At 63.5% G+C, this 25,249-nt stretch carries 26 protein-coding genes; 19 read left to right on the top strand and 7 right to left on the bottom strand.

All coding sequences use genetic code 11. The features are described 5' to 3' along the window. The first annotated feature begins 2 nt into the window (after positions 1 to 2). Both CKW29_RS14405 and CKW29_RS14410 read left to right on the top strand, forming a co-directional pair. A complete protein-coding gene (locus CKW29_RS14405; RefSeq protein ID WP_095148716.1) occupies positions 3 to 2,435 on the top strand; it encodes an SAM-dependent methyltransferase in 2,433 nt (810 codons plus the stop codon). 164 nt (positions 2,436 to 2,599) lie between these two features. Beyond that, the gene (locus CKW29_RS14410; RefSeq protein WP_095148717.1) at positions 2,600 to 3,340 is read left to right on the top strand and encodes a Mut7-C RNAse domain-containing protein; all 741 of its coding nucleotides are present in this window, start codon (positions 2,600 to 2,602) and stop codon (positions 3,338 to 3,340) included. A 113-nt stretch (positions 3,341 to 3,453) separates the two neighbouring features. Here CKW29_RS14410 and CKW29_RS14420 read toward each other — a convergent pair whose 3' ends face one another. The 3 genes from CKW29_RS14420 to CKW29_RS14430 form a co-directional block, all read right to left on the bottom strand. Continuing rightward, a complete protein-coding gene (locus CKW29_RS14420) occupies positions 3,454 to 3,846 on the bottom strand; it encodes a GFA family protein (protein ID WP_095146434.1) in 393 nt (130 codons plus the stop codon). Positions 3,847 to 3,900: 54 nt separating this feature from the next. Further along, positions 3,901 to 4,164: a hypothetical protein gene (locus CKW29_RS14425; RefSeq protein WP_095148780.1), complete on the bottom strand. Its 264-nt coding sequence runs from the start codon at positions 4,162 to 4,164 to the stop codon at positions 3,901 to 3,903. Between the two features lie 274 nt (positions 4,165 to 4,438). After that, a complete protein-coding gene (locus CKW29_RS14430; protein WP_095146433.1) occupies positions 4,439 to 5,248 on the bottom strand; it encodes an alpha/beta fold hydrolase in 810 nt (269 codons plus the stop codon). 248 nt (positions 5,249 to 5,496) lie between these two features. Here CKW29_RS14430 and CKW29_RS14435 point away from each other — a divergent pair, with 248 nt between their 5' ends. After that, the gene (locus tag CKW29_RS14435; RefSeq protein ID WP_095148718.1) at positions 5,497 to 6,159 is read left to right on the top strand and encodes a glutathione S-transferase family protein; all 663 of its coding nucleotides are present in this window, start codon (positions 5,497 to 5,499) and stop codon (positions 6,157 to 6,159) included. A 12-nt stretch (positions 6,160 to 6,171) separates the two neighbouring features. Here CKW29_RS14435 and CKW29_RS14440 read toward each other — a convergent pair whose 3' ends face one another. Next, positions 6,172 to 6,711, bottom strand: a complete 540-nt coding sequence (locus CKW29_RS14440; RefSeq protein ID WP_095148719.1) for a hypothetical protein — start codon at positions 6,709 to 6,711, stop codon at positions 6,172 to 6,174. Positions 6,712 to 7,005: 294 nt separating this feature from the next. Here CKW29_RS14440 and CKW29_RS14445 point away from each other — a divergent pair, with 294 nt between their 5' ends. From CKW29_RS14445 to CKW29_RS14465, 5 genes are all read left to right on the top strand, one after another. Beyond that, a complete protein-coding gene (locus CKW29_RS14445; RefSeq protein ID WP_095077278.1) occupies positions 7,006 to 7,491 on the top strand; it encodes an adenosine-specific kinase in 486 nt (161 codons plus the stop codon). Positions 7,492 to 7,638: 147 nt separating this feature from the next. Then, positions 7,639 to 9,012 carry a glutamine synthetase family protein gene (locus CKW29_RS14450; RefSeq protein ID WP_095148720.1) on the top strand — a complete coding sequence of 458 codons (1,374 nt, stop codon included), beginning with the start codon at positions 7,639 to 7,641 and terminating at the stop codon, positions 9,010 to 9,012. A gap of 7 nt (positions 9,013 to 9,019) precedes the next feature. After that, positions 9,020 to 10,411 carry an aldehyde dehydrogenase family protein gene (locus CKW29_RS14455; protein WP_095148721.1) on the top strand — a complete coding sequence of 464 codons (1,392 nt, stop codon included), beginning with the start codon at positions 9,020 to 9,022 and terminating at the stop codon, positions 10,409 to 10,411. Between the two features lie 3 nt (positions 10,412 to 10,414). Beyond that, the gene (locus tag CKW29_RS14460) at positions 10,415 to 11,575 is read left to right on the top strand and encodes an iron-containing alcohol dehydrogenase (RefSeq protein ID WP_095148722.1); all 1,161 of its coding nucleotides are present in this window, start codon (positions 10,415 to 10,417) and stop codon (positions 11,573 to 11,575) included. A gap of 153 nt (positions 11,576 to 11,728) precedes the next feature. Then, the gene (locus CKW29_RS14465; RefSeq protein WP_095148723.1) at positions 11,729 to 13,291 is read left to right on the top strand and encodes an amino acid permease; all 1,563 of its coding nucleotides are present in this window, start codon (positions 11,729 to 11,731) and stop codon (positions 13,289 to 13,291) included. A gap of 69 nt (positions 13,292 to 13,360) precedes the next feature. Here CKW29_RS14465 and CKW29_RS14470 read toward each other — a convergent pair whose 3' ends face one another. Further along, positions 13,361 to 14,461: a polyamine ABC transporter substrate-binding protein gene (locus CKW29_RS14470; RefSeq protein WP_095148724.1), complete on the bottom strand. Its 1,101-nt coding sequence runs from the start codon at positions 14,459 to 14,461 to the stop codon at positions 13,361 to 13,363. A gap of 359 nt (positions 14,462 to 14,820) precedes the next feature. On the opposite strand from CKW29_RS14470, the gene CKW29_RS14480 reads away from it, so the two are divergent. Next, positions 14,821 to 15,540 carry an SDR family oxidoreductase gene (locus tag CKW29_RS14480; RefSeq protein WP_095148726.1) on the top strand — a complete coding sequence of 240 codons (720 nt, stop codon included), beginning with the start codon at positions 14,821 to 14,823 and terminating at the stop codon, positions 15,538 to 15,540. 37 nt (positions 15,541 to 15,577) lie between these two features. Here the strand turns inward: CKW29_RS14480 and CKW29_RS14485 are convergent, their stop codons facing one another. Beyond that, positions 15,578 to 16,249 (bottom strand): DUF2268 domain-containing putative Zn-dependent protease, encoded by a 672-nt coding sequence (locus CKW29_RS14485; protein ID WP_095146422.1) that lies wholly within the window; start codon positions 16,247 to 16,249, stop codon positions 15,578 to 15,580. 312 nt (positions 16,250 to 16,561) lie between these two features. On the opposite strand from CKW29_RS14485, the gene CKW29_RS14490 reads away from it, so the two are divergent. The 3 genes from CKW29_RS14490 to CKW29_RS14500 all read left to right on the top strand — a co-directional run bounded on the left by CKW29_RS14490 (position 16,562) and on the right by CKW29_RS14500 (position 18,447). Further along, on the top strand, positions 16,562 to 17,446 hold the full coding sequence (locus CKW29_RS14490) for a ChaN family lipoprotein (protein WP_095146421.1): 885 nt from the start codon (positions 16,562 to 16,564) through the stop codon (positions 17,444 to 17,446). Between the two features lie 90 nt (positions 17,447 to 17,536). Further along, positions 17,537 to 17,911 (top strand): GFA family protein, encoded by a 375-nt coding sequence (locus CKW29_RS14495; protein WP_095077288.1) that lies wholly within the window; start codon positions 17,537 to 17,539, stop codon positions 17,909 to 17,911. A 104-nt stretch (positions 17,912 to 18,015) separates the two neighbouring features. Beyond that, entirely contained in the window at positions 18,016 to 18,447 is a 432-nt protein-coding gene (locus CKW29_RS14500) for a hypothetical protein (RefSeq protein WP_095148727.1), read from the top strand. A 15-nt stretch (positions 18,448 to 18,462) separates the two neighbouring features. Here CKW29_RS14500 and CKW29_RS14505 read toward each other — a convergent pair whose 3' ends face one another. After that, a complete protein-coding gene (locus tag CKW29_RS14505) occupies positions 18,463 to 18,852 on the bottom strand; it encodes a cytochrome c family protein (RefSeq protein WP_095146418.1) in 390 nt (129 codons plus the stop codon). Between the two features lie 186 nt (positions 18,853 to 19,038). Here CKW29_RS14505 and CKW29_RS14510 point away from each other — a divergent pair, with 186 nt between their 5' ends. The 7 genes from CKW29_RS14510 (at position 19,039) to CKW29_RS14540 (ending at position 25,247) form a co-directional block, all read left to right on the top strand. Next, positions 19,039 to 19,710, top strand: coding sequence for a GntR family transcriptional regulator (locus tag CKW29_RS14510; RefSeq protein ID WP_095146417.1), 672 nt, complete (start codon positions 19,039 to 19,041; stop codon positions 19,708 to 19,710). Positions 19,711 to 19,824: 114 nt separating this feature from the next. Next, entirely contained in the window at positions 19,825 to 20,757 is a 933-nt protein-coding gene (locus CKW29_RS14515) for a 4-hydroxyproline epimerase (protein WP_095148728.1), read from the top strand. Further along, positions 20,754 to 21,869, top strand: a complete 1,116-nt coding sequence (locus CKW29_RS14520; RefSeq protein ID WP_095148729.1) for an FAD-binding oxidoreductase — start codon at positions 20,754 to 20,756, stop codon at positions 21,867 to 21,869. The genes CKW29_RS14515 and CKW29_RS14520 overlap by 4 nt, the downstream gene beginning before the upstream one ends. After that, the gene (locus CKW29_RS14525) at positions 21,862 to 22,098 is read left to right on the top strand and encodes a (2Fe-2S)-binding protein (protein ID WP_095077294.1); all 237 of its coding nucleotides are present in this window, start codon (positions 21,862 to 21,864) and stop codon (positions 22,096 to 22,098) included. Before CKW29_RS14520 ends, CKW29_RS14525 begins: the two co-directional genes overlap by 8 nt. Next, positions 22,095 to 23,351: an FAD/NAD(P)-binding oxidoreductase gene (locus CKW29_RS14530; protein ID WP_095148730.1), complete on the top strand. Its 1,257-nt coding sequence runs from the start codon at positions 22,095 to 22,097 to the stop codon at positions 23,349 to 23,351. The genes CKW29_RS14525 and CKW29_RS14530 overlap by 4 nt, the downstream gene beginning before the upstream one ends. A 72-nt stretch (positions 23,352 to 23,423) precedes the next feature. After that, entirely contained in the window at positions 23,424 to 24,173 is a 750-nt protein-coding gene (locus CKW29_RS14535) for an AraC family transcriptional regulator (protein WP_095148731.1), read from the top strand. 255 nt (positions 24,174 to 24,428) lie between these two features. After that, positions 24,429 to 25,247, top strand: coding sequence for a transporter substrate-binding domain-containing protein (locus tag CKW29_RS14540; RefSeq protein ID WP_095077297.1), 819 nt, complete (start codon positions 24,429 to 24,431; stop codon positions 25,245 to 25,247). Positions 25,248 to 25,249 lie beyond the last annotated feature (2 nt).

Consider the following 25,249-nt stretch of genomic DNA (forward strand, 5'->3'; position numbering starts at 1 on the left):
GCATGCATTCGCCGCCATTGCTCGCCCTGGCGCTGCTGTCTGCCTCCGCGCTCGGCTATGAGGTGCTGCTGCTGCGACTGCTTTCGATCATCCAGTGGCACCATTTCGCCTACATGATGATCAGCGTCGCGCTGCTCGGCTACGGCGCTGCCGGCACCGCCGTGGCGCTGGCGCGGCCGGTGCTGGCGCCACGCTTCCACGGCGTGTTCATCGGCGGCGCGGTGCTGTTCGGGCTGAGCGCCATTGCCTGCTTCAGCCTGGCCCAGCAGGTTCCGTTCAATCCCCTCGAGATCCTCTGGGACGCGCGGCAGTCGGCGCGACTGCTGATGATCTACCTGCTGCTGTTCGTGCCGTTCTTCTGCGCGGCGGTGTGCATCTGCCTGACCTTCACCTGCTTTCAGGAACAGATTCACCGGATCTACGCCTTCGACATTCTCGGCGCCGGCGTGGGCAGCCTGGCGATCGTCGCCGCGCTGTTCGCCCTGACGCCCGTCGATGCGCTGCGGCTGCTGGCCGGCACCGGTATCGCCGCCGGGGCGCTGGCCGGCATGGCTTGCACGGGGCATAGGCACTGGCTCGCGCCGTTGCTGCTGGCGGCGGCAGTCGCGGTGCCGGCCGGCGTGCCCGGGCGCTGGATCGCCCTGTCGCCCTCCGAGTACAAGGAACTGAGCCAGACGCTGCGTATTAAGGATGCGCGCGCAATCGCCCAGACCTGGAGTCCGCTGGGCCTGCTCACGGTCGTCGACAGCCCGACCATTCCCCTGCGCCACGCGCCGGGCCTAAGCCTCAATGCGACGCAGGAACCGCCCGCACAACTGGCCATCTTCACCGACGGCGACGGCCTTTCCGTGCTGAACCGCTATGACGGGCGCCGCGAGCCGCTCGCCTACCTGGACTACCTGACCTCGGCTCTGCCCTATCACCTGCTGCACCAACCCCGCGTGCTGGTGCTGGGCAGCGGCGCCGGCGCCGATGTGCTGCAGGCGATCTACCACGGCGCCAGCGCGGTGGATGCCATCGAACTGAACCCGCAGGTGATCGATCTGGTCCAGCGCCGCTTCGCCGACTTCTCCGGCAAGCCGTACAGCGCGCCCAACGTCCGTGTGCTGATCGGCGAGGCGCGCGGCCTGGTGGCTTCGCGCGAAGAGCCTTACGACCTGATCCAGATCGCCCTACTGGACTCCTTCGGCACCGCCTCGGGTGGCCTGCATGCGCTGTCCGAGAACTACCTGTACACAGTGGATGCCTTCGCCGAGTACCTGCGCCATCTCGCGCCCGGCGGCCTGTTGGCCATCACCCGCTGGGTCACCCTGCCGCCCCGCGATGTTCCCAGGCTGCTGGCCACCGCGGCCGCGGCCATCGAGCGCGACGGGCAGGCCAGCGCGGCGCGCCGCATCGTCATGATCCGCGGCTGGAAGACCGCGACGCTGCTGGTCAGCAACAGGGATTTCGACGACGCCGGCATCGCCGTGCTGCGGGAGTTCTGCCGGGCGCGCTCCTTCGACCTGGCCTACTACCCCGGGATGACCGTGGCCGAGGCGAACCGCTACAACCTGCTCGAGCGGCCCTGGTTCTTCGAAGCGGCGCAGGCCCTGCTGTCCGGCGAGCGCGCGGAGTTCCTGGCACGCTACAAGTTCGACGTGCGTCCGACCATGGATGACCGGCCGTATTTCTTCCACTTCTTCAAGTGGCGCTCGCTGCCGGAACTGCTGGCGCTGAAGGAGCAGGGTGGCCTGTCAATGCTGGAGTGGGGCTATCCGGTGCTGATCGCCACGCTGCTGCAGTCCAGCGTGGCCGCCGTGCTGCTGATCCTGGCGCCGCTATGGGTGGCGCGGCGGCGCCAGCGGCGCTCTCGGAATGCGGCTTTGGCCAGGTTCGAACGTCGGGTCGTGTCCTACTTCGCCGCCATCGGCTTCGCCTTCATGTTCGTGGAAATCGCCTTCATCCAGAAGTTCACCCTTTTCCTCAGCCACCCGTTGTATTCGGTGGCGGTAACGCTCAGCGCATTCCTGATCTTCGCTGGCCTCGGCAGCCGTTACTCCGGCCGGCGGCGGGGGGACATTGGAACGGGTGTGGGGCCCCGTCATCCGCTCGCGCGGCCAGTCCTGGCAATCTGCGCGATCGCCCTGCTCTACCTGATCGCCCTGCCCTCGTTGTTCCAGCTGCTGGCGCCGGTGCGGACCCTCGCCAGGTTCGGCATCTGCGCCGCGCTGGTAGCGCCGCTGGCGTTCGCCATGGGCATGCCGTTTCCGCTCGGACTCGGGCGCGTCTCCGCGCGCGCCGAAGCACTGGTGCCGATCGCCTGGGGCGTCAACGCCAGCGTATCGGTGGTAGCGGCCGTGCTGGCGACCCTGCTGGCGATCCACCTGGGCTTCACCGTGGTGTTGCTGCTGGCGTTGCTGCTGTATCTCGCGGCGGCGGTCGTGTTTCCCTGATCGCGGCGGTTCGCAGCGACGTCAACAGACCCTGGTGGGTTGTGGATTCAACCGGTCGATGCAACAGATTGGCTCAATCTTTCAGCGGGTGTTTCGTAGCGGCCTGCCGGAGAAGATGTCCGGACTAGACTCGCTCATCCTGCAGCCCTGCCATACTGTTCAGCATGACCAGTGCAACCTTCCGCTTCTACGAGGAGCTCAACGATTTCCTGCCGACCGAACGGCGGCGGCAATCCTTCACCTGCGAGTGCGCGCGAGGGGCGACGGTCAAGCACATGATCGAGGCGCTCGGGGTACCGCACACCGAGGTCGAGCTGGTGCTGCTCAACGGCGAGTCGGTGGGCTTCGAGCGGGTGATCTTCGACAGTGACCGGCTGGCGGTGTATCCCAAGTTCGAAGCGCTGGACATCAGCCCGCTGCTAAAGGTTCGTGCGCAACCTTTACGGGTGCTGCGCTTCGTCGCTGATGCGCACCTTGGCGGGCTGGCCAGCCTGCTGCGCATGAGCGGCTTCGACACCCTCTACGACAATGGCTTCGAGGATGGCGAGATCGCCGGGATCGCTGCGCAGCAAGGGCGCATCGTGCTAACGCGCGACCGCGAACTGCTCAAGCGGCGGATCATCAGCCACGGCTGTTATGTGCATGCCCTGAAACCGTCGCTACAGCTGCGCGAATTGTACGAGCGCCTCGACCTGGCGCGTAGCGCGCGGCCATTCAGCCTGTGCCTTCATTGCAACCTGCCGCTGCACGAGATCAGCCCGGAACTGGCCCGGCCGCTGGTGCCGCCACGCGTTGGCGCGCTCTATTCGCGCTTCCTGCGCTGCGACGCCTGCCAACGGATTTACTGGGAGGGTTCGCACTGGCGCGGTATGTGTGCACTGCTGGCACCTCTGCTGGACCGATAGCCGCCAGGCCGTGGGCCAGGCGCACAGTGATCCGCAGGTGTTGGCTGTTCTCGCGCACGGTGCGTTCGGCCGAGCGAAACGGCGCATCAACGCCGTCGCACCGTTCGTGCCACCTACTCCTCGAAGCGACCCGTAGCGTCACGATCGCGCTCGTATCGCCTCGTGAGCGCAAACGGCGGCAACCAGGACTCGCGACGGACGATCCAGCTTTCGTAGGTTGGCACCAGTTGATCAGGGGCATCCAGGGATCCCAGGTTCACTTCGACTTCGTCGGCAGTGCGCGCGAAAACGGACGAGCCGCAACGGGGACAGAAAAACCGCCCGGCGTAGTCGCCTGTTTCACCTTCGATCGTCACCGCATCCTGAGGGAATATTGCGGAGGCGTGAAAAAGCGCCCCATGGTGCTTGCGGCAGTCGAGACAGTGACAAAGGCCGACCCGGTATGGGCGTCCAGACGCCACAATCCGGACGTTGCCGCACAGGCAGCCACCCGTGAATCGGTCCATGCTGCGCCTCCTCTTAGAACAACCACTGGGGGTCTAGAGGGATTGATCTAACGATCAGTATTTGATGTCACGAGCCGTGCGGCGCGTATCCTGCTTGGTTCTGCGCTTGTCCTGACGACATTGTGCATTGCTCTTTTCATTGTCCGCTCTGCAGTCATATTTTGTCTGTCTTGCAGTGGAGCGCCCTTCCTGCCTCGTATCCCGCGCTTCACGCCGTTGTTCACCCTGTTCGGTCGCGTACGCCGGTACCGACACCCACTGCATGCCAGCGGCGATGGCCAGTGTCGCCAGGACCATCAAGTAGTGCTTGCGAATCATGGTCTTCCTCCCATTCAAGAACACTCGATCACTTCGGTGCCCAATCATCAGCCGCACCCGGCTCCAGACCGTTCACTCACCGAGTGATGTGCTGGGGAAATATGCCTCACATCGTTCGCTCACAACCCACAAAACCTCCGCGCGATACATGAAATCTGACGATACGACTACCTGGGTGGACCCGCAAGGGCTGTGAACTTCTCCGGTGCATCGACCGATTGAGTCCACAGTCGAAAGCCGCCCTTCATGACTGGCAGCTTGCTCTCAAGCGTCGTCATTCATCCGCAATGGACTCAAGGAGTCGACCGACGGCATCCAGCACCACCTCGGGGGCTTCTCGATGGGGGACATGCTGGCAATTGTCCAGAATCAGGTAATCCCCGGGCGTCGTCGCGAGCCTGGCGATGCGCACGGGATGCAAAGCGGAGCCGTATTCGTCGTGCTCGCCATGCAGCGCAAGCAGTGGGCAATCAATGGCGTCGATTGTGCTTTCAAGCGTCCAGTCGCTGAAGGCTTCCGACAACCAGGTGTCGGTCCAGGCCGACAGCACCCAGTGCGCTTTGTCGCCATGGTACTTCTCAAGACGCGCCATCTGCCCTGGCGCTTCGAATTGCGCCTTGGCAACCCGAATGCCGTGCAGCGTCCGCTCTTCGACAAACGCCTGTGCCGCGATGGTGATCAACGCGACGCAGCTTTGTGGGTACAGGGCGGCGCAATGCGCTGCCATCGCGCCGCCAACGCTATGGCCCAGGGCAATGAACCGGTCCAGTTGCAACTCGGTCCTGAGAATCGCGAAGAAGCGCTCGGCTTCGTCGCGAATGAAATGCAGGGGCAAATCTCCCGGGTAAGCATCGGACTCCCCGAAGCCGAGCCGGTCGTAGGCAATCACCTCATGCCCCGTGACCTGACAGAGCCGCTCTGGAAAGTCTCGCCACAGCTGGACGCATCCAAGGGAGTCATGAAAGAGCACGATCGGTGGCTTTACCCGGCTGCACGCCACGCCCAGCGGCAACCAGCGTCGCGCAAACAAGCGCCCGTAAGGTGTATCGATCCAGACTGTTTCGGCATTGATGAACGATGGCATTAAAGTCCTCGGCTGACCGCTCAGGGGCATTGGCTAGCGAAGCGTACCCGTGGCGAGTATACCGATCAGAACGGTAGGGAAATTCGGCAACCGGGTAGAGACAACGCCTGTCGAGACGCAACATTGCCACACGCCCCGTCAACTCGTCCCGCTGGATGACCTCGCGCATTGGCGCACGCCGGCTGATAATGCAGTGGTTTCCCTGATTGCCAGCAGTGCTCCCAGCTCGTTCGCCGAGGATCCGAAAAATGCCGCTGACCCTTTACTTCCATCCGCTGGCGTCGTTCTGCCACAAAGTGCTGATTGCGCTCTACGAACACGGCATCGAATTCGAAAGGAGGATCATCGATCTCGCCAACGATGCCGACAGAGCCGAGCTTCAGGCGCTATGGCCAATCGGCAAATTCCCGGTCATCCGCGATCACGCCCGGCAGCGCGATGTGCCGGAGTCGAGCGTCATCATCGAGTATCTGGACCGATATCATACAGGCCCACACCACCTGCTTCCCGGCGATTGGGATACCGCGCTAGAGGTCCGTCTGTGGGACCGTTTTTTTGACCACTACATCCAGGAGCCGATGCAACAGATCGTCGCCGATCGCCTGCGTGGCACTGCCGGCGACATGACGGGCGCGCGGACCACACTGATGACCGCGTACGGCATGCTCGAGCGCCAGATGGCATCCAGAACCTGGGTGGCCAGCCCGGACTTCAGCATGGCCGATTGCGCCGCGGCCCCGGCACTGTTCTATGCCAGCACGCTCCTGCCATTTCCCGATGGCTATCGGCACTTGAGCGCCTATTTCGACAGGCTGACGCACCGACCGTCATTCCAGCGGGTCATCGACGAAGCCAGGCCCTACTTTTGCCTCTATCCGTTTGCCGACGCCATCCCTGAGCGGTTTCGCTAGCAACCGGGCAATTCAGCCGGAGAACACATAGCGTCCCTTGACCTTTTTGGGTGCAAGAAACGCCAGGTCCGGAAACAGCTTCTGGCGAACGTAGCAGACGAAAACCAACAGACCAATACTGATAGCCAGGCCGACAAAGGTTGCGACAGAGCCTGAGGCCAGCCCTTCCAACTGCCTCGGCGCAGAGACCAGCGACAGCATAATGTAGGCGTTGTAAGCACCCGCCAGGTGGTTGTAGAACCCCCAGGCAAACAACAGCGGGATCAGCGCGCTCAGGCCGCCAATGATCCACCCGGCGTTAGGCCCGATGCTTGAGCCCACGGCAAAACCGATCAGCAGCGCCAAGGTGGCCTGGATAAACATGAGTGTAATCACGGTATTGACCTTGCGGTCATGCATATCGCAGAGATAGGGGTCGGGATTTGAAGCGATCAAATAAGCAAGCAGCCTGTCCTTGACCCCCTGGCCTGAAAGCTGAGTGAACACCTCCGACTTGGGGACTCCGGACGAAAGCAGTTCCTTTACTTTGGCTTTAGCTTCTTTTTTGTTCATATCGAGTGACGACTCCATGGCACACACTCACATTGCGATGAGGTCTGAAGCGAGGTGATCACGCGGCCACACGCCTGTGTGGACGGTGTTCCCTTCAGCCCGATCACGTCACTGAGCAAGCATAGCTATTAATCTGCTACTGCGATTCACACCTCAACCATGGCCGATTTTTGCCAACCCGGGCTGGCTGTATTGGCTCCATAGCGCTCACTGGACAGAGCCAGGGCCCATGAGTGGCTATGCTTGAACTGTTGCCAACCCCTGGCAGCCACATCGTGGAAGGAGGCGTTCGAGATGCAGCTCATCACGTTGAAAATCGACAAGCCGGAGGCAACAAACTTCATCTTTGGCCAGACGCACTTCATCAAGTCCGTCGAGGACATCCACGAAGCCCTGGTCAATGCCGTCCCGGGCATCCTGTTCGGCGTGGCCTTTTGTGAAGCCTCCGGCAAATGCCTGGTGCGCTGGTCCGGCACCGATACCGCGATGATCGAACTGGCCCGCCAGAATGCGCAAACCATCGGCGCCGGTCATAGCTTCATGATCTTCCTGGGCGACGGCTTTTATCCGTTGAATGTATTGAACGCCGTGAAGATGGTGCCGGAGGTCTGCCGGATCTTTTGTGCAACGGCCAATCCCACTGAAGTGATTGTCGCCGAGACGGCACAAGGGCGGGCGGTCCTGGGCGTGGTGGATGGCTTCTGTGCCCGGGACATCGAGGGCGACGACGATATCCTGTGGCGCAAGGACCTTTTGCGCCAGATCGGCTACAAACTGTGATCGGCGAGACGCACGCGCGGCAACAGTAGGCTAGGCTCTGAGCAGCTCATTGCTCACGATGCTCGATTCTGCAGGTTTGGGTTTTCTGGAGAGCGTCTGCAACAGCTATCTCAGACAGGCCCAAACTGTTCACGCAGGACTGACGTGATGACCGAGCCCCTCTTAAGCTTTGACGCCCTCAAGCGCGCCGCTGCCAGCGGTGAAATCGATACCGTGCTGGTCTGCATGATCGACATGCAAGGACGATTGGTCGGCAAGCGCTTCCAGGTCGAGTTTTTCATCGACAGCGGCCATGAAGAAACCCACTGCTGCAACTACCTGCTGGCCGACGACATCGATATGGAACCGGTGCCAGGTTACGCCGCGGCCAGCTGGAGCAAAGGCTATGGCGATTTTGTGCTCAAGCCCGACATGGCCACGCTGCGGCGCGTGCCCTGGTTGGAATGCACGGCGCTGGTGCTCTGCGACGTGCTCGATCATCACCATCGGCAGGACCTGCCGCACAGCCCGCGAGCAATTCTGAAAAAGCAGGTCGAGCGCCTGCGCGAGCGCGGCTATACCGGCATGTTCGCCTCGGAGCTCGAGTTCTACCTGTTTGATGAAAGCTATGAGGCGATCCACCAGCGCAACTACCACCACCCCAAGACGGCCGGTCATTACATCGAGGATTACAACATCCTGCAGACGACTCGCGAGGAGCCGGTGCTGCGGGCCATTCGCAAGCACCTGCAGGCATCCGGCATTCCCGTGGAAAACTCCAAGGGCGAATGGGGCCCCGGCCAGGAAGAGATCAACATCCGCTATGCCGATGCCCTGACCATGGCCGACCACCATGTCATCATCAAGCACGCCTGCAAGGAGATCGCGCAATTGCAGGGCAAGGCGATCACGTTCATGGCCAAGTGGCGCTATGACGCTGCCGGTTCCAGCAGCCACATCCATAATTCGCTGTGGGACAAGAACGCTAAAAAGCCGCTGTTCTTCGATCCCAAGGCCGAGTTTGGCATGTCGGCGCTGATGCGCTCGTGGGTGGCCGGGCAGCTCATGTACGCCAACGACATCACCTGCTTTCTCGCGCCCTATATCAACTCCTACAAGCGCTTCCAGGCCGGCACCTTCGCACCGACGCGGGCGGTGTGGAGTCGGGACAACCGCACCGCAGGCTTTCGCTTGTGTGCCGAAGGCAGCAAGGCCATCCGCATCGAATGCCGCATCGGCGGTGCCGACCTCAACCCCTACCTGGCCTTCGCCGCGTTGATTGCCGCGGGCCTGGCCGGGATCGACGAGAAGCTCGAGCTCGCACCGCCTTTCGAGGGTGATGCCTATCAGGATGAACAGTTGCCTGAGGTGTCCAAGACCCTGCGCGAGGCCTGCGCCGCACTCAAGACCTCGCGCATGTTGCGCGAGGCCTTGGGTGATGAAGTGATCGATCACTATGTACACACCGCCGAGTGGGAGCAGAAAGAGTACGACCGGCGGATAACCGATTGGGAACTGCAGCGCGGCTTCGAGCGCTATTGAGAACACCATGACGGCGAAGGTTCAGCTCATCTCCCCGGTCGATGGCCGGGTCTACGTCGAACGCCAGTGCGCCGATGCCGCACAGATCGAGCAGGCGCTAGTGGCCGCCGCAACGGCCCAGGAGCACTGGAAACGTCGGCCATTGAACGAACGCGCGGTGTTGTGCAACGCCGCCGTGGACGCGATGCTGTCGATGCAGGATCAAATCGTGCCAGAGCTGGCGTGGCAAATGGGCCGCCCGGTGCGCTTTGGTGCCGGTGAACTGCGTGGTTTCGCAGAACGTGCCCGCTACATGATCGCCATCGCCGCCGACGCGCTGGCGGCAGTAGAGCCCGAGCCGATTTCAGGTTTTCGGCGCACGATCAAGCGCGAGCCGCTGGGCACGGTGCTGGTGGTCGCGCCCTGGAACTACCCCTACCTGACGGCGGTGAACACCATCATCCCGGCGCTGATGGCGGGCAACAGCGTGATCCTCAAGCATGCCACGCAAACCCTGCTGGTCGGCGAACGTTTCGCCGAAGCCTTGCGTCGCGCCCATTTGCCCACCGGCCTGTTCCACAACCTGCTGCTCGATCATCGGCAGACCGCCGCGATCATTGCTTCGGGCCGTGTGCAACAAGTGAACTTCACCGGCTCAGTCCAGGCCGGCGAGGCCATGGAGGCCGCCGCCATGGGACGCTTTATCGGCATGGGGCTGGAGCTGGGCGGCAAAGACCCGGCCTACGTACGGGCAGACGCCAACCTTGAGCATGCGGTGGAACACCTGGTCGACGGCAGCTTCTTCAACTCCGGACAAAGCTGCTGCGCCATCGAGCGCATCTATGTCGACCACAGCCTCTACCCGGCCTTTGTCGAGCGTTTCGTCGCCTTGACCGGCCAGTATGTGCTGGGCAACCCGCTGGACGAAGCCACCACGCTCGGCCCGCTGGTCTCACCCGGTGCCGCGGAGTTCGTTCGCGGACAGATTGCCCAGGCCCTGGCACAGGGCGCCAGGGCGCTGATCGATCCAGCGGCCTTTGCCGCCGATGTACCGGGCAGTGCCTACCTGGCCCCGCAGGTCCTGGTGGATGTCACCCACCAGATGTCGGTGATGCGCGAGGAAAGCTTCGGCCCGGTGGTCGGCATCATGCCGGTGGCCGGCGACGAGCAAGCCATTGCCTTGATGAACGACAGTCAGTTCGGGCTCAGCGCCTCCCTCTGGACCCAGGACCTCGCTGCCGCCGAACGCCTGGGCGATGAGCTCGCCACCGGTACGGTATTCATGAACCGCTGCGACTATCTGGACCCGGCGCTGGCCTGGACCGGGGTGAAACACAGCGGACGCGGCATCACCCTCTCGCGCCTTGGCTACGAGCACCTGACCCGAGCCAAATCCTTCCATCTGCGCCACGAGGTGTAGAGCATGAACCTGACCGGAAACTGGAACTACCCCACGAGCATTCGCTTCGGTGTCGGACGCATTGCCGAACTGGCCGAGGTCTGTCGCAGCCAGGGTATCCAACGACCGTTGCTGGTCACCGACAGTGGCCTGGCGCGCGCGCCGATCACCCGCGCGGCGCTGGACGCCATGTCGGCCGCCGGCCTTGGCGTCGCGCTGTTTTGTGACCTCAAGCCCAATCCGGTGGAGGCCAACCTGGCAGGCGGGCTCGATGCCTGGCGCGCCGGCCAGCACGACGGGGTGGTCGCCTTCGGCGGTGGCAGTGGCCTGGACATGGGCAAGCTGATTGCTTTCATGAGCGGCCAGACCCGACCGGTCTGGGATTTCGAAGACATCGGCGACTACTGGACCCGCGCCGACGACAGCCACATCGCCCCGGTCATTGCAGTACCGACCACCGCCGGGACGGGCTCCGAAGTCGGCCGGGCGGCGGTGATCATCGACGAGCGCACGCACACCAAGCGCATCATCTTCCATCCGAAGATGATGCCGCGCGTGGTCATCAGCGACCCGGCCCTCACCGTCGGCATGCCGGCCAAGGTCACCGCCGGCACCGGCATGGATGCGTTCGCCCATTGCCTGGAATCCTACTGCGCCCCCGGCTTTCATCCCATGGCCGAAGGCATTGCGGTGGAAGGCATGCGCCTGGTCGCCAATGCCCTGGTGCGGGCCGTCCACATGCCCTCGGACCTCGAGGCGCGCGCGCAGATGCTCGCGGCCGCCGCGATGGGCGCTACCGCCTTCCAGAAAGGCCTGGGCGGGATGCACGCCCTCTCCCATCCGGTGGGCGCCCTGTACGACACCCATCACGGCATGACCAACGCCACTTTCATGCCCTACGTCCTGCAGTTCAATCGACCGGCCATCGAGGAGCGCATCACCCGCCTGGCGGCGTATCTGCGCCTGCCCTCCCCGGGCTTCGACAGTTTCCTGGCTTTCGTCCTCAAGCTGCGCAAGGACATCGGCGTCCCCCACACGCTGTTCGAGTTGGGCGTGGATGACCGGCAGGCCGACCTGATCGCAGACATGGCGATTGTCGACCCCTCGGCCAGCGGCAACCCGCTGCCATTGACCCGGGGTGGCGCGGCCAGCATTTTCGACGCGGCTTATCACGGCCGCCTCTAGAGCAGTCGCCTGTCCGGGGCTGAGGCTTGTTCACGCATCAGGACAGGTGTGATCCGTTAGCAGCAGGAGCAGTACGACAAGGTGTTGAAGGCCAGCCCATTGCGCGACGCATACGCCAATGGATCTGAATCAAAACCTGATGGGGCACACACAATGAATCCAGCAAGCCAGCCCGGCACCGACGCGCAAGACGATGACGTCAAGATGCTGCACAGCATGGGCTATGCCCAGCAACTCTCACGCCGAATGGGCGTTTTCTCCAACTTTGCCATTTCCTTTTCGATCATCTGCATCCTCTCGGGTGGCATCAATTCACTGGCCCAGGGCACCTCAGGCGCGGGCGGCGCGGCCATCGGCATCGGCTGGCCAATCGGCTGCCTGATCTCCGGGGTGTTCGCCATGGCCATGGCGCAGATCTCCTCGGCCTACCCCACCGCAGGTGGCCTCTATCATTGGGGTTCGATTCTCGGTAATCGCTTCACCGGCTGGCTGACGGCCTGGTTCAACCTGTTGGGACTGGTGACGGTGCTCGGCGCGATCAACGTCGGGACCTATTACTTCTTTTTCGGTGCCTTCGGACCGGCCCTTGGCATGGAGGACACGACCACCACACGGATCATTTTCCTGGCCATCCTGACCGGCATCCAGGCCTTGTGTAACCACTTCGGGATCGGGCTGACCGCAAAGCTCACCGACTTCTCGGGCTACCTGATCTTCGCCACGGCGATCGCACTGACCATCACTTGCCTGATCGCGGCCCCCAGCTATGAGTTCGTCCGGCTGGTGACCTTCGGCAACTATTCCGGCGAGAGCGGCGGCAACGTCTGGCCACAGGTCTCCAATAGCTGGATCTTCATGCTCGGCCTGCTGTTGCCGATCTACACCATCACCGGTTATGACGCTTCGGCACATACCTCCGAGGAGACCCGGCAGGCGGCCAAGTCGGTGCCGGTGGGGATGGTCATGTCGGTGGTCTGGTCACTGCTGTTTGGCTGGCTCATGCTCAGCTCGTTCGTGCTGATGCTGCCCAGCATGGACGAAGCGGCAACCAAGGGCTGGAACGTGTTCTTCTGGGCAATGGACACCCAGGTCAATCCCGCCGTCAAGATGGCGCTGTACCTGGCGATTTTCATCTCGCAGTTTCTCTGCGGGCTGGCCACCGTGACCTCGGTCTCGCGGATGATCTTCGCCTTCTCCCGTGACGGCGGCCTGCCCTGCTCGAAAGCACTGGCCAAGGTCTCACCCACCCATCGCAGCCCGGTCGCGGCGATCTGGACCGGTGCCACGCTGGCGGTGCTGTTCGTCTGGGGATCGTCCCTGGTCTCGATCGGCGAAACGCCGGTCTACACCATCGTGGTGTCCTGCACGGTGATCTTCCTGTTCTTCTCGTTCATCATTCCCATCGTGCTGGGCCTGTTCACCTTCGGCACCCCGAAGTGGCCGACCATGGGCCCGTGGAACATGGGCCGCTGGTTGTACTCGTTCTTCGCAATCCTCTCGATCCTTTCCATGGTGCTGATCTTCATCATCGGCATCCAGCCGCCGAACGACTGGGCGCTGTACATCACCATCGGCTTCCTGATCCTGACCGCCATTGTCTGGTTCGCCTTTGAAGCCCGGCGCTTCCAGGGCCCGCCCGTGGGCGAGATGATCATCAAGCGCCAGGCTGAAATCGCCGCGGCCGAAGAGGCGTTGAACAAACAAGCGGCAAGCTGATCGCCACATTCATGAAAAAGCGGGACGCCGAGCGTCCCGCCCAAGGGCGAAACGGTTTGGCCGCGGGTATTACTTGTCTGACTTGATGCTGGTCCAGACCCGGGTACGAACCCGTTCGAGTTTTTGCGGCAGCGGTTGCACGACATAGAGCTTTTTCAAGGCCTCGCGGGTCGGCGTCAGGTCCGGGTTGCCCGTGATCTCTTTGTTGATCAGCGCCAGCGAGTCTTTGTTGGGGTTGGGATAACCGAGAAAGTCACTGATGGGCGCAATGACTTTCGGGTCCAGCAGGGTGTTGAGGAATTCGTGGGCCTCGGTGACATTCTTCGCGCTTTTTGGAATGGCAAAGGTGTCGAACCAGATCGGCGCGCCTTCTTTGGGCAAACGCCAGTCGACCACCACGCCGTTACCCGCCTCTTTGGCGCGATTGCCGAACTGGTAGAAACTGCCGGAGTAGCCGATGGCGACGCAAATATCGCCATTGGCGATGTCGGTCATGTACTTGGCAGAGTTGAAGTAGGTGACGTAAGGGCGAATCTTCAACATCAGCGCCTTGGCTTTTTCGTAGTCGTCCGGGTTCTGGCTGTTAGGGTCAAGCCCCAGGTAATGCAGAGCCAGCGGCAGGATTTCCGAGGGAGAGTCGAGCATCGCCACGCCACAGGACTTGAGCTTCTCCATGTTCTCGGGCTTGAACACCAGGTCCCAGCTGTCCACCGGAGCATGCTCCCCCAGCGCCGCCTTGACCTTGGCCGGATTGAAACCGATCAGCACAGTGCCGTACATGTAAGGCACGCCGTACTGGTTGCCGGGGTCGTTAGTGTCCAGCAGCTTGAGCAATTCGGGGTCCAGGTGCTGCCAGTTGGGCAACCTGGATTTATCCAGCTTCTGGAACACACCGGCCTTGATCTGGGTATCGATGAACTGGTTTGACGGCACCACCAGGTCGTATCCCGAGTTACCGGTCAACAGCTTGGCTTCCAGGGCTTCGTTGGTGTCGAACGTGTCCCAGGTGACCTTGATCCCACTGTCCCTGGCGAAATCCTTGGGCACGGACGGCAGAATGTAGTCCGCCCAGTTGTACACTCGCAGTTCACGCTGTTCGGCGTGCACTGCGCTGGCCAGCAGCGTCAGCCCACACAGCGTGACACCCAGCCTGCGTTTTATCGTGTCCATGTATGGCTCCCCAAGTGTGGCGTGAGTTCGATGGTTGTTATGTTCTGTACACGGCAGCGACCCTTGGAAAAGGCCAAGGGCTGGAGGATCTGAAGCCTGGTGGTGGTGGTTGCGCCGCACGCGACTCAATCCGCGCTCGGTTCCTGATTCTTGCTGACAGGCGCAATGGTTCACAGTGGGCGGTTGGCCAAAAGGAGATCGTAATGGCCAATATACGTGTCACCTCGACGCCCCACCCTCGGCGCGGATGGATCCTCGACCTCCGGTAAACATCTGGAAACAGCTGGCGAGTTGCCACGCCCGGGCATCCTCTGCTTGCATCGCTTCCCTGGATCAACCACACGTCAAGGAGACAATCGATGAAAACCCTGGTGATAGGCGCCAGCAAAGGCTTGGGCAAGGCCCTGATCGAAGGATTGGGTGAGGCAGGCGATACGCTGGTGGGCGTCTCCCGCTCCCGCCCTGAAAACCTGATGGCAAGGGCCGGTGTTGATCTGAGATGGATTGAGGCCAACCTGGGCGAACCCGCAATGGCGGCGCAGATCATCGAGCAGGCGGTGATCGAGGATGGACTGGACACCCTGGTCTACAACCTGGGCATCTGGGAAGCGCTGGCCTTTGATCCGACCTACGACTTCCGGGGGGATCACGACGACCAACTGCAAGCCATCGTCAACTGCAACATCACCTCGGCCATTCTGCTGATCAAGCGCGTGCTTCCCGTACTGCTCAAAAGCGCCAATCCAAGGATCATCCTGACCGGATCGACATCAGGCTTGCCGCAGAGCGGGCGGCCGGAAGTGGCCTTCGGTGCCTCCAAGTTCGCCCTGCGCGGTATCGCCGACGCCTTGCGCGAGGGTTACCGGGACCAGCGCCTGGGCGTGACCTTGCTGAACCTCGGCTACCTGAATACCGAGGATGCGCTGAGCACACCACGAGCGCTGGCCGAGCAGCGCGGTGAAGGCCAACTGATCCCGGTGCATGACGTTGTACAGGTGGTGCGCATGGCCTTGAGCCTGTCTTCGGCCAGCTTCGTCAAGGAACTCACCTTGCCCGCGATCGGGGATGAGCGCTTCTGACGCTTGGGTAGAGGGTGGGCGTCCCCACCCTCGTCACTCAGGGTTCGAGCAGCACAATGCCTGCCTCAACCGCCGAGGCGATGATGTCCTTCGCCGGTACGTTGATCCAGGTGTCGGCGTCGACTTCCCCCGTTGCCGCCAGCCAGTGCCCGACCATCCGGTAACCGAGTGTATAGCCCAGCCACTTGGGGCGAGCCCCGGTACCGAAGAACCACTCGTTGTGGTCGTAGTACGTTGCCTCAAGTGCCTTGAGGTCGACGGGTGAGCGTGCCAACTCTGCGGCGGTGAGGGCCTGCTCCCAAGGCTCGGGTTCGCTGTCGAGCAACTGCCTGACAAACTGGCCGGCCAGCCCCTCGGTGACCAGCGCCTCGCCCAGGGTCCAGCCGTAGCCTGGCCCCGCCATGCGCAGGCAATGATGAACCTCGTGGATGACCTGCCGCTGCAAGGTGCCGTTGCGCAGGCTGGACGAGAAATTCGGGTTGTCCGGGTCGAGGGTCATCGAGAACATGCTGCTGCGATACGCTCGCCCGACGAGGCCCATTTCAGCGATGGTCTCGCCCGGCAGCCTCTGGATCAGCACATCCAGTCGTGGCGGCGGCAGCAGGCGGGAAATCGCCTGGTAGGCGACGTCGAATTCGTCGATCACATCACCACGAATCTCGCCAAGGCTCCCCGAGGCTTCCAGCCAGTGCAGCGTCCATGCGTCCATTGTCACCTCTTGATGGTCATCCCGGGCATGAAGTCCTTCGTCCGGGTGCGCCATCATAACCATCGGCAACCCGCCTGGCCAAAGCCGCTCTGTTTACCCTTGAAGACGTTTACGACCGGGACACTGGCGGCACGCTATGGTGACCCTCTACAGTTACACCAGGACGGTTGCCCCCTGCCTGTGGTCCACCGGAGCAGGTGCTGAGCGCCGATGCACTGTACGCGGAACGGGGCCACCCACTGATCATCGCGCGCTGATATCACCCCTCCTCCCCATCGGAACGAGGGGCTCTCTTTCTGACAAGGACTACCGATGCGCCTTCTGTTGCTTTGCCTGTTCGGCCTGTTGGCGGCCTGCCAATCCCATCACGTACTGCCGCCTCCGGCGCCGATCGCCCCGCAAGGGCGTGACCACGCCGACCTGGGAATGATCCGTGAACTCGCCACCGGCCACACTCTCACCCCGCAGCAACTGGTCGAGCGCCTCGCCAGCGCGCCGCGGGTACTGGTCGGCGAACAGCACGACAACCCCGATCACCACGCTTTGCAATTGTGGCTGCTGCGCGAACTGGCGGCGCAGCGCCCCCAGGGCAGCCTGCTGATGGAAATGCTCAACCCCGACCAGCAGGCCAGGGTCGATGCCGCGCAAGCCGCGACCCGTGCCGGCCAGCCACTGGCCGATCCTTACCAGGCACTGGCCTGGCAAGCCAACTGGGACTGGAGTGTGTATGGCGCGCTGGTGACCTACGCCCTGGGGCAACCCTACCCGCTGCTGGCGGCCAACCTGGACCGGGCGCAGATCAGGCAGATCTACAAACAGCGTCCTGTGCTTACCGGCGATGCCTCCACCGCCCCCCAGGTGCAAGCCACCCTGTTGGACGATATTCGCGAGTCCCATTGCGGCCTGTTGCCCGAAGCGCAGATGCCGGCGATGCTCGCCGTGCAGCAGCAACGTGACCGAGGCATGGCCGAGCGCCTGCTGGCCGCACCAACACCTGCGGTACTGTTGGCCGGGGCCTTCCATGTGCGCAAGGACCTGGGCGTGCCCCTGCACCTGAAAGACCTGGGAGCGGGCGAAGGCAATGCGGTGTTGGTGTTGGCCGAGGTCGGCAAGACCGTGACCGCCGAAAGCGCGGATTATGTGTGGTACACCGCCGCGCAACCGGCACAGGACCATTGCGCGAAACTGCGTCAGTAAACCCGGCCCTCGGGAGTGGCCCCGGCCGCTCCCCAATCGCCAAGGGGCACCTGAACGCTACAGTAGCGCGACGACATTGAGGACACCCCCATGGACGAACTTCACCACGGCAGTTGCCTGTGCGGCGCTGTGCACTACCAGCTATCCAGCGCGCTCAAGGCGATCACCCACTGCCATTGCCGCCGATGCCAAAAGGCCCATGGCGCAGCCTTCGCCACCTACGGCAGCGTACCCGGATCGGCGTTGTCGCTCATTGACCCCGCCGCCACGCTCAAGGCGTATGAATCCTCCCCCGGTGTCACCCGGCAATTCTGCGGCGACTGTGGCGCGTCGCTGTTCTGGCGCAATTCACAAGGGCCCTATGCCGACTGGATCTCCATCGCCATCGCCACTCTGGACACGCCACTGCCGCCTGCCCGGCAGAAACACAGTTGCCTTGACCAGAAAGCCTGCTGGTATGAATAAGCACCGGTCAGCCAACCGGCCGCAAAAAAATCCTGCACAGCCCATTCGGCTGCTATTGTGCCGCGCTGAAAAAGATCAACGGTTTGATTGCGAGGAAGTGGACGTTGAATAGTGACGAGAAAATGACCGGCGACCTGTTCGAAGTGGACAAGCGCCTGGCGCTCAAGCCCGTGGTGGACTTCAACAGCTACCTGCGCACCGCCTTCGGCAACGGCCCCTGCACGTGCAGTCGCTGTGCCGCCAGCGCAGGCGACGAGACGGGCTATGAACACCGGCACACCTTCACCTTCGACGGCCAGCCGACCAACCGCCGCTTTGCCTCGACCTCAGGCAGCGATGTCCTGCTGATGCTGAAAAAGGCCTGGCTGTCCTACACCAAGGTCGAGCTGGAAGTCAGCGGCATTCTGGCGCTGGACACCGTCAAGGAATTTGTCGAGCCCGACCTGCACAAGCGACTGGTGCCGCTGTTCGTGGCCAGTGGACTGGTCAAGGACATCGATGGCCAACTGCAGATCCAGGCGCACGTGGCTGGCTGATAACGGCCTTTCACATCACTGCGGCTGAAAGCCCTGCAAATACGCCAGCAGATTGTCGATTTTCTCCTGGTCGCTGAGCCCCCAGAAGATCATGCGGGTGCCGGGGACCACCGCCTTGGGGTCTTCGAGGTAGGCGGTCAGGGTGTCGCGGGTCCAGACGATGTCGGCGGCTTTCATGGCATCGGAGTACTGGTAGCCGGCGGCGCTGCCGGCCTGTCGGCCAAAAATGGCGTTGAGTGGCGGGCCGAATCCGGCCCGGGCCGACTCCCCGACTTGATGGCAGCCGCCGCAGATGCGCTTGAACAGCTTTTCGCCCGCCTGGGCATCCCCCGCCCCCGCGTTGACCGGGCTGGCCAGTCCGGCCATGAGTATCCAGACGAGGGTCAATGCTGCGGTGTTCTTCATGCTCGGTTTCCAGTCGGGAGTGGCTGAGCGCCAATGCGGGGCGTTATTGGAGCATGAACGGCCTCTGCGCCGCAGCCTGCGCTGTTAGCAAAGGTGATGCACCATCCAGGGTTGCCACGGGCCCGGGAAGCCCAAAGAAGGAATTTCGTATACCCTATCGGTATCTCACTCCAAACGACCGCCACCGTGAACCTACCCAGACTCAACGCTCCCGACCTCGGCAACACGCCTTCGACGTCGGAAATCATCACTCGCCACCTGCGTGACGCCATCGTCGCCGGGCACTTCGCCGAGGACGAGCCGATTCGTCAGGACGACATTGCCCGGCAATTCAACGTCAGCAAGATCCCGGTGCGCGAGGCCCTCAAGCGCCTGGAAGCTGAAGGCCTGGTGATGTTCCAGCGCAATCGCGGGGCGATGGTCACGCGGATTTCCGACGCGGAACTGGCGCAGATGTTCGAAGTGCGCATGCTGCTGGAAGACAAGGTGCTGCGCCTGGCCATCCCCAACATGACGCAGGACACCTTCGACCGCGCGGAGCGCATCTGCCAGGAATTCATTGGCGAGGACGACGTCGGCCGCTGGGCCGAACTCAACTGGGAACTGCATTCCTGCCTGTATGAGCCGGCGCAACGCCCGTTCCTGGTCAGCCTGATTCGTTCGGTCAATGACAAGCTGGAGCGCTACCTGCGCATGCAGATGAGCCTCTCGGCCGGCAAGGAACGGGCCGATCACGAGCACCGGGAAATCATCAAAGCCTGCCGTGCCGGTGACGTCGACCTGGCGGTAAAGCTGCTGGACGAGCACATTGCCGGGGTCTGCAAGACCCTGTTCGAGCACCTGCCCCACAGCCACTGAGCCGCCAGGCCACTGTGCTGATTTCGTCATCGGCGCCGGATAAATCCATCAAGCCGGCGCCCCCCTGGACAGGCCACTCTTTCGTTCACTCATCTGAACGGACGTGGCCCACCCATGAAACGCATTACCGTGATCGACTCCCACACCGGCGGCGAACCCACCCGCCTGGTGACCGCCGGTTTCCCTGACCTGGGCAGCGGCAGCATGGCCGAACGTCGCCAGCGACTGGCCGAGCACCACGATCAATGGCGCGCCGCCTGCGTGCTGGAACCACGGGGCAGCGACGTACTGGTGGGCGCACTGTTGTGCGAGCCTGTGGACCCGAGCGCCTGTGCCGGGGTGATTTTCTTCAACAACACCGGTTACCTGGGAATGTGCGGCCACGGCACCATCGGCCTGGTAGCCTCGCTGGCACACCTGGGCAGGATCGGCCCTGGCGTGCACAGCATCGAGACCCCGGTGGGCACCGTGCAGGCGACCCTGCACGACGACCATTCGGTGAGCGTGCGCAACGTACCGGCCTACCGTTACCGCAAGGCCCTGGCCCTGGAGGTCCCGGGAATCGGTCGGGTGGTTGGCGACATCGCCTGGGGTGGAAACTGGTTTTTCCTGATGGCCGAGCATGGCCTGCGGGTGGCCGGCGACAACCTGGACGCCCTGACCGCCTACACCTTCGCCGTGCAGCAGGCACTGGAAGTCCAGGGCATCCGTGGCGAAGACGGCGGCCTGATCGATCATGTCGAACTGTTCGCCGATGACGAGCAAGCCGACAGCCGCAACTTCGTACTCTGCCCCGGCAAAGCCTACGACCGCTCACCCTGCGGCACCGGCACCAGCGCCAAACTGGCGTGCCTGGCCGCCGACGACAAGTTGCAACCGGGGCAGATCTGGCGCCAGGCCAGTGTGATCGGCAGCGAGTTCGAAGGCTCTTACGAACGGCAGGGCGAGCGCATTGTGCCGACCATTCGCGGTCGCGCGTTCATCAGCGCCGAAGCCAGCCTGATCATCGAGCAGGACGACCCGTTCGCCTGGGGCATTCGCCCATGAGCCAGGGCCAGGTGGCCGATGTGATCGTGATCGGCGCCGGCATCATCGGCGCCGCCTGTGCCCAGGCCCTGGCCCTTCGCGGCTTGCGCATACTGGTGCTGGACGCCGGTTTGCCCGGCGCCACGGCAGCCGGCATGGGTCATTTGCTGGTGCTCGACGATAACCCGGCCGAACTGGCCCTGAGTCAGTATTCCCTGCAACGCTGGCGCGAACACGCGCCATCCTTGCCCGAAGGCTGCGCCTACCGCAGCAATGGCACCCTGTGGCTGGCGGCCAATGCCGAAGAAATGGCCGTGGCCCAGAGCAAATACCTGAACCTGCAGGCCCAGGGCGTGGCGTGCGAGTTGCTCGGTGCCAGCGCCCTGCGCCAGCGCGAACCGGAACTGCGCGCAGGCCTGGAGGGTGGCCTGCTGATCCATGGCGACGGCATTCTCTATGCCCCGGCCACCGCTCGCTGGATGCTCGACCACGCGAACATCCGCCAACGCCGGGCGCGGGTCTGCGAAGTCGAGGGCAACCGCGTGCGTCTGGACGACGGCCACTGGCTGAGTGCCGAGGCCGTGGTGCTGGCCAACGGTGTCCAGGCCAGCGAGCTGTGCCCGGAGTTGCCGATCGAGCCGAAGAAAGGCCACCTGTTGATCACCGACCGCTACCCCGGCACCGTCACCCACACGCTGGTGGAACTCGGTTACGTCACCAGCGCCCACAATGCCACAGGCCCATCGACGGCCTGCAACATCCAACCGCGGCCGACCGGGCAGTTGTTCATCGGTGCCTCGCGCCAGTTCGGCACCACCGACCCCCAGGTCGAGGGCTGGATGCTGGCGAAGATGCTCAAGCGCGCTACCGAGTACATGCCGGGGCTGGCCCGGCTCAATGGCATCCGCGCCTGGACCGGCTTTCGTGCCGCCAGCCCCGACGGCCTGCCGCTGGTGGGCCAGCACCCTCAACGCCAGGGCTTGTGGCTGGCGGTCGGTCACGAAGGCCTGGGGGTAACCACTGCCCCCGGCACCGCGGACCTGTTGCTGGCGCAGTTGTTCGACGAGCCCTCGCCACTGGCCGCGCAACCTTATCTGCCACAACGTTTCCTCGGGGAGGCCGTGTATGCCTGACTTGATCCTGGACGGTCGTGCCCTGCGCGTGGCCGAAGGCACCAGTGTGGCCGCCGCGCTGGCCCTGGGGGGCGACGGTTGCAGCCGCACCTCGGTCAGTGGCCAGCGCCGCGCACCGCTGTGCGGCATGGGCATCTGCCAGGAATGCCGGGTGACCATTGACGGCAGGCGGCGCCTGGCCTGCCAAACTCAATGCCGTGATGGCATGCAGGTGGAGACACGACCATGAGCGACTACGCCGACCTGCTGATCATCGGTGCCGGCCCCGCCGGCATGGCCGCCGCCCTCGCCGCCGCCCCCAGTGGCGCACGCATCGTCCTGCTCGACGACAACCCGCTGCCGGGTGGGCAAATCTGGCGCGACGGCCCTCAAGCCAACCTGCCGAACCCGGCCCGCCGCCTGCGTGAGCGCCTGGAGGCCTGCAGCAACATCCGCCGTCACCCCGCTACCCGGGTGATCGCCTGCGCCGGCCCGAAACAGCTGCTGGTGGAAGACGATAAGCGTGGCTGGCTGATCGGCTACGACAAATTGATCCTGTGTACCGGAGCCCGTGAACTGCTCCTGCCCTTCCCCGGCTGGACCTTGCCGGGGGTGACCGGGGCCGGTGGCCTGCAGGCGCTGATCAAGGGTGACCTGCCGGTACAGGGCGAACGCCTGGTGATCGCCGGCAGCGGACCGTTGCTGTTGGCCTGCGCCGCCACCGCCCGACACAACGGCGCCCACGTACTGCGCATCGCCGAGCAAGCCTCGCTGGCCGCCGTCGCCGGCTTCGCCGCGCACCTGCCACGCTGGCCCAACAAGCTGATGCAGTCGTTCACCCTGTTCGACCGTCACTACCGCAGCAGCACCCATGTACTGGCCGCCCTCGGCACTGAACGGCTGGAAGGCGTACGCCTGCAACAACACGGAAAAATCGTCGAGCTGGCCTGTGATCGTCTGGCCTGCGGCTTCGGCTTGATCCCCAATACCCAATTGGGCCAAGCCCTGGGGTGCGCCGTCGAAGGGCAAGCCCTGGCGGTGGATGCCTGGCAGGCCAGCAGCCGTGCCGATCACTATGCGGCGGGCGAATGCACCGGTTTCGGCGGCAGCGAGCTGGCGCTGGTGGAAGGCGCGATTGCCGGCCACGCCGCCGTCGGGGACAGGGGCGCGGCCCGGCACCTGTGGCCGCGCCGGGCGCGTTGGCAGGGCTTTGCCAAGGTACTGAACCGAGCGTTTACCCTCGGCGCGCCACTCAAGTCCCTGGCCACTCCCGACACCCTGGTCTGCCGCTGCGAAGACGTGCCTTACTCCGCACTGGCCGGCCACGCCGAGTGGCGCGAGGCCAAGCTGGCCAGTCGCTGCGGCATGGGTGCCTGTCAGGGCCGGGTATGCGGCGGTGCCGTGCAGCACCTGTTCGGCTGGCAACCTTCGACACCACGCCCACCGTTCAGCCCGGCACGGATCGCGACCTTGATGTGCCTGGACGACACCCCGCCGGCCTGAATCCCACCGGGGCTTCCGGCCACGCGGCCGAGCCTCTATGATCCCGGGGGTCCCCACCAGACCCTCGGCGCCATGTTCCCCTCACTCAACGCCTTCAAGCCCTGCGACCTGCCGACCTTGCTCGACAGCCTGGCCCCCATCGCGCCCTTGCTCGACACCCTGGCGGACGTGGTGTTTTTCATCAAGGATCGCGATGCCCGCTATGCCTTCGTCAACCAGACCCTGGCCCGGCGCGGCGGTTTCAAGCACAGTGCCGACCTGCTCGGGCTGACCGCCGACCAGGTCTTCCCCGAACGCTTCGGCCCGCTTTACACCGAACAGGATCGGCGGGTGCTGGCCAGCGGTCGTGAGCTGGCCGACCAGCTTGAACTCCATCTCTACTTCGGCAACCAGCCCATCTGGTGCCTGACCCACAAGCTCGCCCTGCGCGACCAGCACGGTCATATCGTCGGCCTGGCCGGCATCTCCCGCGACTTGCAGTTGCCGCAATCCAGCCACCCGGCGTTCCAGAAACTGGCGGCGGTGGACGCCCATATCCGTCGCCACTTCGCCCGGCCTATCAGCTTGGCCGAGCTGACGGCCATCGCCGGTTTCTCCGTGGCGCAACTGGAGCGTCACTGCAAACGGGTGTTCCAGCTCACCCCACGGCAGATGATTCACAAGGCCCGCCTGGAGGAAGCCTCGCGGCTGTTACTGGAGACCGAACAGCCCATCACCGAGATCGCCCTGCGCTGCGGTTACACCGACCACAGCGCCTTCAGCCGGCAGTTCCGCGCCTTGACCAGCCTCTCGCCCAGCCAATACCGCGACAACCGGCGCTGAGCCTGGGCCCCGCCGGTGTTCCCGAAAGGGGCGCCCCCTCACCCACTGCTCCCATATGTAACACCCACCACCGGGCGTCCGACGCGCCGGGTGTCACCCTGTCGGCGACTGCCCCCCTGCAAAGCCTCTAGCTCAAGGCCTGAGAATTTATTCGTGCTTCGGCCTGGAAACAGGCACAGTGATTGCTATTGTTAATATCGTATACGAAATCCCCAATACGATACCTGACCGCACTTCACCCACCACGAGGCCTCTATGAAAAACCCAGCATTTGCCGTAGCCCTCAGCGCTGTGCTCAGTACCTCCTTCATCGCCACCGCCCAGGCCGACAAGCTCGACGACATCATCGGTTCCGGCAAGCTGCGCTGCGCCGTGACCCTGGACTTCCCGCCCATGGGTTTTCGCGATGCCGGCAACAACCCGGCCGGATTCGACGTGGACTACTGCCACGACCTGGCGAAGATCCTCGGCGTGGATGCCGAAGTGGTGGAAACCCCCTTCCCCGACCGCATCCCGGCACTGGTCTCCGGGCGCGCCGACGTGATCGTCGCCTCGACCTCCGACACCCTCGAACGGGCCAAGACCGTCGGCCTGACCGTGCCCTACTTTGCCTTCCAGATGGTGGTGCTGACCCGCGACAACACCGGCATCAACGGCTTCGCCGACCTCAAGGGCAAGCCCGTGGGCAACACCAGCGGCACCTATGAGGCCATCGCCCTGGAAAAAGACGTGAAGAACTGGGGCACCGGCACCTTCCGCGCCTATCAGTCGCAGAACGACACCCTGCTGGCGGTCGCCCAGGGCCATATCGACGCTACCGTGGTAACCAACACCGTGGCCGCCGCCACCCTCAAGTCAGGCAAATACAAGAACCTGAAAGTCGCCGGCAACGCCCCCTACGTGATCGACTACGTATCCCTGGGCGCCAAGCGCAACGAGTATGGCCTGCTCAACTACCTCAACCTGTTCGTCAACCAGCAGGTGCGCACCGGTCGTTACAACGAGTTGTTCGTCAAATGGGTCGGCACCGAGATCCCGCCCACCAATCTGACCGTGCCACAGGTCTACTACTGAGA

Origin of the sequence: Pseudomonas sp. Irchel s3a18, from assembly GCF_900187535.1 — a bacterium.
Classification (GTDB): domain Bacteria; phylum Pseudomonadota; class Gammaproteobacteria; order Pseudomonadales; family Pseudomonadaceae; genus Aquipseudomonas.